Annotated in this window: 4 protein-coding genes and 1 pseudogene; all 5 read right to left on the bottom strand. The window is 70.3% G+C overall.

The features are described 5' to 3' along the window. Positions 1–353 precede the first annotated feature (353 nt). Positions 354–1,853, bottom strand: coding sequence for a tripartite tricarboxylate transporter permease (locus tag AC2W7M_RS18155; RefSeq protein ID WP_486133809.1), 1,500 nt, complete (start codon positions 1,851–1,853; stop codon positions 354–356). Between the two features lie 83 nt (positions 1,854–1,936). After that, a pseudogene (locus AC2W7M_RS18150) lies at positions 1,937–2,320 on the bottom strand (tripartite tricarboxylate transporter TctB family protein); the annotation flags it as partial. Positions 2,321–2,551: 231 nt separating this feature from the next. After that, a complete protein-coding gene (locus tag AC2W7M_RS18145; protein ID WP_486133808.1) occupies positions 2,552–4,012 on the bottom strand; it encodes an aldehyde dehydrogenase family protein in 1,461 nt (486 codons plus the stop codon). Positions 4,013–4,070: 58 nt separating this feature from the next. Further along, a complete protein-coding gene (locus AC2W7M_RS18140) occupies positions 4,071–5,846 on the bottom strand; it encodes a thiamine pyrophosphate-binding protein (RefSeq protein ID WP_486133806.1) in 1,776 nt (591 codons plus the stop codon). A 60-nt stretch (positions 5,847–5,906) separates the two neighbouring features. Further along, positions 5,907–6,104: hypothetical protein (locus AC2W7M_RS18135; protein ID WP_486133804.1), on the bottom strand; the 198-nt coding region annotated here is incomplete at its 5' end.

The raw sequence follows: 6,104 nt of genomic DNA, 5'->3' as shown, positions 1-6,104 counted from the left end.
GCGCGTCCCGCAGGCGGCAAGAGGGGCGAGCGGGCGCTGAACACCCAAGCCTCCGTCATGCTCCGGCTCGTCCGGGGCCTCCACCGTTCCGCCTGCGCGCGGCCCAAGAATGAAGCGCCGGCCCGGCCGCCGGTGGCTCCCCCCGGACCCGCCGGGGATGACGGCGGTGGGAGGGCGAGCAGCGCTGAAATCACTCACCGGCGTCATGCTTCGACGTGATCGGAGCATCCATGCGCCCGGCGTGGCGTCACCGACCGGCGGCCATGGGCCCTCCGGTCAAGGGTGGCGACGGCGGGTGGGGACGATGACGGCGGGAAAAGCCGGAGAGCGACGGGACACGCACCCCTCGCCCCTCACTCCTGGAGCGCCTCCTCACGCGTGGTGCGGATGGCGGGGACGATCAGCACCGCCAGCAGCGCCGCCGAGGCGATCAGGAAGCCGAGGCTGATGGGCTGGGTGAGGAAGACCGAGGGCTCGCCGCGCGAGATCAGCATCGCCCGGCGCAGATTCTCCTCCATCATCGGCCCGAGGATGAAGCCGAGGATCAGCGGCGCCGGCTCGCAGTCGAGCTTCACGAACACGTAGCCGAGCACGGCCAGCGCGCCCATCAGATAGATGTCGAACACGCTGTTGGCGGCGGAATAGGCGCCGATGACGCAGAACAGCAGGATGGCCGGGAACAGCAGCCGGTAGGGCACCTTGAGCAGGCGGATCCACAGTCCCACCAGCGGCAGGTTGAGCACCAGCAGCATCAGGTTGCCCACCCACATGGAGGCGATCAGGCCCCAGAACAGGCCCGGTCGCTCGCTCATCACCGTCGGTCCCGGCGCGATGCCCTGGATCATCATGGCGCCGATCATCAGCGCCATGGTGGGGTTGGAGGGGATGCCAAGCGTGATCATGGGAATGAACGAGGTCTGCGCGCCGGCATTGTTGGCCGATTCCGGCCCCGCCACGCCGCGGATGTCGCCGTGGCCGAACGTGCGCGGCGGCCTCGCCACCTTCTTCTCCAGCATGTAGGAGGCGAACGAGGCGAGCAGCGCCCCGCCGCCTGGCAGTACGCCGAGGATGGCGCCGAGGCCGGTGCCGCGCAGGATCGCGGGGGCGGAGACCTTCAGGTCGTGCAGGCTCGGCAGCACCCGGCCGATGCGCTGGGCGGTGACGTTGCGGTCCTGCCCGGCCTCCAGGTTGCAGGCCACCTCGGCGATGCCGAACAGCGCCATGGAGAGGGCGATGAAGCCGATGCCGTCGCGCAGTTCCGGAAAGCCCAAGGCGTAGCGCGCGGTGCCGGAATTCACGTCGGTGCCCACGAGGCCGAGCAGCAGGCCAAGCAGCACCATGCCGATGGCCTTGATGAGCGAGCCGCGCGCCAGCACCACAGCGGCGATGAGGCCGAACACCATGAGCGAGAAGTATTCCGCCGGCCCGAACTCCAAGGCGAGATCGGACAGGACCGGCGCGAAATAGGCGATGGCGATGGTGGAGACGCAGCCGGCGAAGAACGAGCCGATGGCGGCGATGCCCAGTGCCGGCCCGGCCCGCCCGGTGCGCGCCATGCGGTAGCCGTCGATGGCGGTCACGACGGAGGAGGATTCGCCCGGAATGTTGACCAGGATCGCCGTGGTGGAGCCGCCATACTGGGCGCCGTAATAGATGCCGGCGAGCATGATCAGCGCCGAATCCGGCGGCAGGGTGAAGGTGATGGGCAAGAGCATCGCCACGCTCGCCACCGGGCCGAGGCCGGGCAGCACCCCCACCAGCGTGCCGAGCAGCACGCCGATGAAGCAATAGGCGATGTTGGCGAGGGTGAGCGCGACCGTGAAGCCGAGTTCCAGATTGGCGAGGGTTTCCACGTCAGCCTCCCGCGCCCGCTAGACGGACGGCCAGACGGGCAGCGGCAGCCCGAGCAGCAAGACGAACAGCAGCACCGCACCCACTGACAGACCCGCCGCGAGCAGCAAAGCGTCGCGGAGCCGGAATTCCGGCTCGACAGGCTGCCCACCAGCACCAGGACCGCGGCCGAGACCATAAGGCCGAGCGGCCGCAGCAGGATCGCGAACAGCACCATGGCCGCGAGCAGCGACAGGAGCGGGCGCAGGTGCACGCGCGGCAGCCCGTCGCCGGCGACGATGAGGCTGCGCACCATCACCGCGAGCCCGACCCCGGCTAGGAGCAGGCCCAGCAGCAGGGGGAAGAAGCCGGCCCCCATGCGCGCCGGCGTGCCCTGGGCGTAGCTCGTGGCGGCCACCGCCGCGAAGGTGGCGCCGAAGGCGGCGAACAGAAGGCCCGCGAGGAAGTCCTTCGTGGATGCGATGCGCATGGTTCCCCTCATCTCTCCGCGCCGACGGGCCGGGATGCCGCGGCCGCCGCCCGATGGCGATCGGACGGCGCGGCGGGCCACGGACGGGAGCGGTCCTGCGGGGGGCGCCGCATGGTTCGCGCGGCGCTTCCCCTCGATAGGTCTCTCGGTCGGAAGGTCGGGGCGCGGCCGGCTCTCCGGCCGGTCCGCGCATGTCTCCGCCCGCCGCAGGGAGGCGGGCGGCAGGCGTCGTCAGGGCCTGTCCTCAGGCCATTTCGTAGCCGAGGATCGCCTTGATCTCGAGGAAGTCCTCGAGGCCATAGATGCCCGCCTCGCGGCCGTTGCCGGACTGCTTGTAGCCGCCGAAGGGGGCCTCCACGTCCTGCAGCTTCCCGTGCGGGGCGCCGTTGAGATAGATGCGGCCGGCGCGCAGCTCCATGCCCACCTCGCGCGCCTCCTCCAGCGAGCCCGCCCACACATAGCCGGCGAGCCCGTAGATGGTGCCGGTTGGCGATCGCGATCGCGTCGGCCTGTCTTCTTACGGCTGTCGATGGACACAGCCGGGCCGAAGATCTCCTGCTGGGCGATGGTCATGGCCGGCGTCACGTCGGAGAACACGGTGGGCTTCACATAATAGCCGCGGTTGAGCCCGGCGGGCCGGCCGAGGCCGCCGGCGGCGAGCGTCGCGCCTTCCTCGATGCCGATGCGGATCAGGTTCTGCACCCGCTCGAACTGCGCCTCGCTCACCAGCGGGCCGAGGCGCGTGCCTTCGGCGAGCGGATCGCCCACCACCACGCCTTCCGCGGTGCGCCGGGCGATGGCGGTGGCCTCTTCGAGCTGGTCCTGGTGGATCAGCATGCGGGTCGGCGCCTGGCAGGACTGTCCGGTATTGGTGAAGGCGCGCAGCGTGCCGGCCGAAACCGCGGTCTCGAGGTCCGCGCCCGGCAGGATGATGTTCGCGGACTTTCCGCCCAGTTCCTGGTGCACGCGCTTCACCGTGTCAGCGGCCGCCTTGGCCACCAAGATGCCGGCCCGGGTGGAGCCGGTGAACGACACCATGTCGATGTCCGGATGGCGCGAGATCGCCTCGCCCACCGTCGGCCCGTCGCCGTTGACGAGATTGAACACGCCCTTGGGCAGGCCCGCCTCGTGCAGGATCTCGGTGAGGATGATGGTGCTCAGCGGCGCCATCTCGGACGGCTTCACCACGCAGGTGCAGCCGGCGGCGAGCGAGGGCGCGAACTTCGAGGCCACCTGGTTGATGGGCCAGTTCCACGGCGTGATGAAGCCGCACACGCCGATCGGCTCGCGCACGATCTTCGTGGTGCCGCCGAGCATGTGGCCGAAATCGTAGTCCTTGAGGACCTTGGCGGCCTCCTTGAAGTGCTCCAGCGTGGTGTTGGTCTGCACTTGCAGGGCGAACCAGAGCGGCGAGCCCATCTCGGCGGTGATGGCGCGGGCGAGGTCGTCCATGCGGCTCTCGAACACCGCGATGATGCGGTGGAGCAGCGCGAGGCGCTCCTCCTTCGTGGTCTTCGAGAAAGTGGTGAACGCGGCGCGCGCGGCCTTCACCGCCCGGTCCACGTCCTCGGCCCCGCCCATGCTGATCTGGCCGGCCGGCTCCTCGGTGGCCGGGTTGATGACGTCGAACAGCGAAGGCGCGACCGGGTCGACCCATTCGCCGTTGATGTAGAACTTGGTGTTGTGGCTCATCGCAGTCCTGCTCCTCGGGGGAGGCCCCCGGCACTGGCCGGGGGAAGGGGAGGGGTCGTCAGGCGCCGCGGGAGAGCGGCGGGTTGGCATAGCCCGGCGTGACGTGGACATCGAGCAGATACGGCTTGCCGGCGCGCACGGCGGCGAGGCCCCGCTTCAGCGCCTCCTCCAACTCGGCGACGGTCTTGATCGGGCCTTCGGCCTCCACGCCCTGGCACCGCGCCATGCCGGCGAGGTCCACCACCGGCTCGTCCATGCGCTGGCCGATCCAGCGGTTCTCCACCGGGCGGGCGCGCGCCTTGGCGACCGCCTCCTGGTGGATCTCGTCGTTGAAGTTGGAGCGGTTGTTGGAGACGATGAACAGCGCCGGGATGCCGTAATGCGCGGCGGTCCACAGCGCGGTGACGCCCTGGAGGAAGTCGCCGTCGCCCAGCACCGAGACCACCGGGCGGCCCGCGTCCTTGAGCGCCAGCGCGACGCCCACCGTCAGGCCGGGGCCGGCCGCGAGGCCGGCGCCGCCGTCATGCCCCATGAAGTCGTAGGGATCGCGGAAGTGGTAGGCGTCGCCCGCCCAGCCGATGGTGACATGGGCGAGGGTGAAGGTCTCTTCGCCCCGGGCCTTGGCGAGCGCGATCTCGATGTCGCGCGGCGCCAGCTCGGTGGCGGCGTTGGCACTGTAGGCCGGCACCGGATAGGTGTTGCGGCTCGTCCCGTCCCACTTCGCTTTGCCCGCGAGCTTCGCCTCCAGCAGCGCCAGAACGTCCTCCACCACCGTGTCGGCGCCGGCGGCGATCGGCACGTCCACCGGCGGCAGGGCGAAATAGTCCATGCTCCAGCCCCGGTGCAGCGCCGCATCGAGCGTCACATGGGCGATCTTGGCCGGATAGCTCTCGGTCGCGCGGGTCATCTGCAGCAGGAAGCCGTTGAGGTCCACCCAGTCGAAGGAGACGATGACGTCCGCCTTGCGCACGATCTCCTTGGCGGTGGGGCTCAGCCAGTAGAAGGGCGGCACCACGTGCAGGCCGTGGTCGGTGGGGAACACCGCGCGCTCGCGGATCGAGGTCATCACCGAGGCGCCGGACAGCTCGGCGAGGCGCACGCGGCGATCCCAGGCGGCCTGGTCGCGGCCGGCGCGGCCGAACAGGATCAGCGGGTTCTCGGCCTCGGCGAGCATCTCGGCCACCGCCTCGATGTCCGCCGGATTGGCGCGCGGCGTTGCTGCGGGCTGGTAGCGCGCGGTGCTCGGGATCGCCTGCGGCTCGTCGAGCTTCTGCTCCTGGAGCCCGGCATCGAGGCAGATATAGACCGGCGCGGTGGGCTGGGAATTGGTGAGCTGATTGCCGCGCAGGAACGCCTCGACGATGCCGTGCGGCGAGCGTGGCTCGTCGTCCCACTTGATGTAGTCGCGCAGCAGCGCGCCCTGGTCCTTGGCGGTGTGGATCCAGTCGATCCAGGGGCGGCGCTTCTCCGGAGCAACGGGGCCGGTGGCGCCCACGACGATCATCGGCGCGCGGTCGCACCAGGCGTTGAAGATGCCCATGGCGCCGTGCAGCAGGCCCACGTTCGAGTGCAGCACGCAGGCCATCGCCTTCTCGGTCACCTTGGCGTAGCCGTGGGCGATCGAGACCACGTGGTCCTCGTTGAGGCACAGCAGCATCTGCGGCGCCTCGTTGCCGAGATGGTTGACGAGGCTGTCATGGAAGCCGCGATAGCTCGCGCCCGGATTGAGCGAGATGTAGGGGATGTCCAGCTCGCGCAGCATGCGGGCGGCGACGTCGCTGCCCCATTCGGCGGCGTTGGAGGGCGTGACCTTGGGGCGTTCGATCTGCTTCATTCGCTCGTCTTTCTGGACTGGAAGAGGGTGCAAAGGACGGGCCAGGCGGCTGTCCGCGCGCTATCGGGCGGGCAGGCCGGCGGGTGCCGGCAGGCGCAGGGTGGACAAGGCGGTGCACGGGCCGACGGGTGCCGCTCTGCGCAGCAAATGCGGACCGAGGCTGGTGAGGGACGCGCAGCCGAGCAGCGCGAGCGCCGTGTGCAGCTCCGCGCCGAGGATCTCGATGAGGCGGCGACGCCGGCTTCCCCGCCGGCCGCC

This window comes from Xanthobacter sp. BG11Y11_SDJG, from assembly GCF_057364445.1.
This window is presented reverse-complemented; position numbering and strand designations above follow the sequence as displayed.

What these genes read in the sequence shown, in the direction of transcription:
- AC2W7M_RS18145 (WP_486133808.1), bottom strand. Translation starts at nt 4,012, where the DNA reads ATGAGCCACAACACCAAGTTCTACATCAACGGCGAATGGGTCGACCCG.
- AC2W7M_RS18140 (WP_486133806.1), bottom strand. Translation starts at nt 5,846, where the DNA reads ATGAAGCAGATCGAACGCCCCAAGGTCACGCCCTCCAACGCCGCCGAA.